We start from the raw sequence: 3,300 nt of genomic DNA, 5'->3' as shown, positions 1-3,300 counted from the left end.
TGTAGACAGGGCTAATAACCCGCTAGTAAATGGCGCAGGTTAATAATATCCATCAAAATTCCGATTTCCCTGGTCAAGTCAAAGAAAGAACAAATAAAGAGCAATCAGATAAAATAATCTAAAATTAAGGGACTAATGAAATCCGTTTGATATCGATAACGATTTGACGACCCTTACGATAGCAAACTCAACCTAGTCCCTTGATATAAAGCATATCAGGTGATCACATAAATACCAGGTTTCATTAGCAATGGATTGCTTATGGAACCTACAGCCAGACTATATCAATGCGCACTTTGTCATAAACAAGTCAAGATTTGCAGTAAGTGTGATCGTGGCAACATTTATTGTGACCCTATTTGTGCAGCACGTGCACGAATGAAATCACTAAAATTTGCTGGCTTTCGTTATCAAACTACCCTCAATGGAAAACGTCGCCATGCTGCGCGTCAAGCTCGCTATAGGATGCGGTTAAGAAAAATAGTGACGCATCGGGGTTCACCACCAACACCTCAACATGCTTCAATCAGATCGATTGAAAACAAGACTATAAATTCAGAAGTTGTGCATAATAATGCGCCATTAACCTGCTGCTTTTGTGAAAACCCGATATCTGATTGGCTCCGTAAGGATTTTTTACGTCGAAGAGACTATAAAAACTCATCCAGGTTAAAAGCTTGTGCTCAATCGCCCTGAACATTAACAAACATGAGGAGGAATCATGGCGATTTCCCAAGAGTTAAAAGCAAAAATCTTACGCTATTATCACGTAGAAAAGTGGCGTGTAGGAACGATTGCGTCTCAACTTGGCGTGCATCACAGTACGGTTAAACGGGTACTTTCAGCAACGGGTGTTGATAAAGATAAAATCCTTGTTGAACCGTCAATGATTGACCCATTTTTATCCTTTATACTTGAACAATTAAAACGTTTTCCTAATCTCACCGCGAGCAGGTTATATGGAATGGTTGCTGAGCGCGGATATCCCGGTGGCCCCGATCATTTTCGTCAGCTCATTTCACTTTATCGACCTAAAACTCCTGCCGAAGCTTATCTTCGATTAAGAACCTTATCCGGCGAGCAATCGCAAGTGGACTGGGGGCATTTCGGGCACATGACTATTGGTGATGCTAAAAGGCCGCTGATGGCGTTTGTGATGGTCCTTAGTTACTCAAGAAAAATTTTCCTGCATTTTTATTTAAATGCGCGAACTGAGAACTTTTTACGTGGTCATGAGCTGGCGTTCAACTACTTTTCAGGCGTGCCTCGAGTTGCTCTTTATGACAATCTCAAATCGGCTATTTTAGAGAGACAAGGGGATGCTATTCGATTTAACCCAACGTTACTTGCCTTTGCAGCTCATTATCGTTTCGAACCAAGGCCCTGTGCGGTTTATCGTGGCAATGAAAAAGGTCGTGTGGAACGGTCCATCCGTTACATACGCGATAATTTTTTTGCAGGACGGCAGTACACCAACCTCGAGGATCTTAATCAGCAAGCACTGGCTTGGTGTAATACGACAGCATCCAATAGGCCTTGCCCAGAGGATAAAAGTAAAACAGTCCAGGATACTTTTTTAGCGGAACAACCTCGCTTGATTCCACTCCCTGATAATCCTTACCCATGCAATGAGGTTGAAACAGCAAGCGTTGGAAAAACACCTTATGTTCGTTTTGACTTAAATGATTATTCAGTGCCTCATACCCATGTCAGGCAATCACTCACGATTCATGCAACGCTTGATTCCGTGAGTATTTTGGATGGTCCGAATGTAATTGCCATGCATTTGCGCAGCTATGATAAAGCAAAGCAAATTGAATGTGCCCAACACATTAAAACATTGGCTGATCGTAAACGAGAGGCACGATTAAGTCGAGGACAAGACAGGCTGATTCAATCGATTGATTGCGCTCGTGATTTCCTTAATGCTGCCGCTGCGAGTGGATACGCATTGCGTTCAACAACAAAACAACTGACCTCATTACTGGATGACTATGGAGCCAGTTTATTGGAAAAAGCCATGGCAGAAGCACTGGCGAGGAACGTACCTCATCCCAACTCTGTGCAACTTATTTTGCAGCGTCTTCGTGATGAATGCCAAGAAAAACCATTGGCCATCTTTGCCTTGTCTCATGATAAACGAATCACTGAAATGGTTGTGAAGCCCCATTCATTAAATCAATACGAAATTCTTAATAAAGCGCCGGAGAATGAATCATGTTAACTGAATTAATAGTACAACGCGCTAAAGCCCTTAAATTACATGGCATACTTAGTCATTGGGATGAGGTTAATGAAGAAGGCTTGGTATTTCTTCAGCAGCTTATGGCTTGGGAAGATGCATATCGTTCACAACGCAGTCTTGATGAACGTTTACGTAAAGCGCGTACAGGGCGCTTTAAACCGATGACCGATTTTGATTGGTCCTGGCCAAAAACCTGTGACCGTGAGGCCGTTGAGCAATGGATGCAACTAGGCTTTATGGAAACGGCAACAAACCTTATTGTATGCGGACCCAATGGGGTTGGTAAAACAATGATTGCGTCCAATATTGCACATCTTGCTGTTCTCAAAGGGCACACGGCATTATTTACAACGGCAGCAGGCATGTTAAATGAACTGGCCGAATTAGACAGTGAGAGTGCATTACGACGACGCGTTAAATACTATACTCAACCCACTTTTTTAGTCATTGATGAGGTTGGGTATTTATCTTATTCCAATAGACATGCCGATTTATTGTTCGAAGTTATTTCACAGCGTTATGAAAAAAAGCCAACTTGCATTACGACCAATAAACCATTCACTGAATGGCGTGACATTTTCCCTAATGCAGCATGTGTTGTATCCATCATTGATCGCTTGGTCCATCACTCCGAAATTTTAAACATCGAGGGCGATTCATTCCGACTAAAAGAAGCAACAGAGAAAAATATTGAGCGCCACTCGAAACGAAGTAAAGGCAAAAAATCACTTAGAAAGCGGGAGAATAATCATGTGTGACAACCTGCGTGAACTATTTTCAGACAACCTATCTGACGAAGCTGCATCACATCTTGTTGATTTTTTTTATGAACTAGCACTCGCATTTGAATCCATTCACCTTGGAAAAATCATGCGATATCAGAAATCTCAAATGGAATTAAGGGATGAGCTAAGTAGTCAACCTTGTTCTAAAGAAAAAGACCCGAAGGAAAAGCTAGAGGACCCACCATTTTAAAATTTATCACCCAAGGATGGGGCTTGAAGGATTGGGGGTAACCTGCGCCATTTATCCGCGCTTTTATACCACTGCTAACA

4 protein-coding genes are annotated in these 3,300 nt (G+C 42.1%); all 4 read left to right on the top strand.

Features of this window, described 5'->3' with window-relative positions; all coding sequences use genetic code 11:
• The first annotated feature begins 261 nt into the window (after nt 1-261).
• From ACQY7T_RS08690 to ACQY7T_RS08675, 4 genes are read left to right on the top strand one after another with little or no spacing between them, the layout of a single operon-like run.
• On the top strand, nt 262-696 hold the full coding sequence (locus ACQY7T_RS08690) for a hypothetical protein (protein WP_428412706.1): 435 nt from the start codon (nt 262-264) through the stop codon (nt 694-696).
• A 25-nt stretch (nt 697-721) separates the two neighbouring features.
• Complete coding sequence (gene istA / locus ACQY7T_RS08685; RefSeq protein ID WP_428412704.1) at nt 722-2,224, top strand: IS21 family transposase; 1,503 nt, start codon at nt 722-724, stop codon at nt 2,222-2,224.
• Nucleotides 2,218-3,003, top strand: coding sequence for an IS21-like element helper ATPase IstB (gene istB / locus ACQY7T_RS08680; RefSeq protein WP_428412702.1), 786 nt, complete (start codon nt 2,218-2,220; stop codon nt 3,001-3,003). Before istA ends, istB begins: the two co-directional genes overlap by 7 nt.
• Nucleotides 2,996-3,220 carry a hypothetical protein gene (locus ACQY7T_RS08675; protein ID WP_428412700.1) on the top strand — a complete coding sequence of 75 codons (225 nt, stop codon included), beginning with the start codon at nt 2,996-2,998 and terminating at the stop codon, nt 3,218-3,220. Before istB ends, ACQY7T_RS08675 begins: the two co-directional genes overlap by 8 nt.
• Nucleotides 3,221-3,300 lie beyond the last annotated feature (80 nt).

Origin of the sequence: Legionella sp. (genome assembly GCF_965140895.1) — a bacterium.
GTDB lineage: Bacteria > Pseudomonadota > Gammaproteobacteria > Legionellales > Legionellaceae > Legionella.
This window is presented reverse-complemented; position numbering and strand designations above follow the sequence as displayed.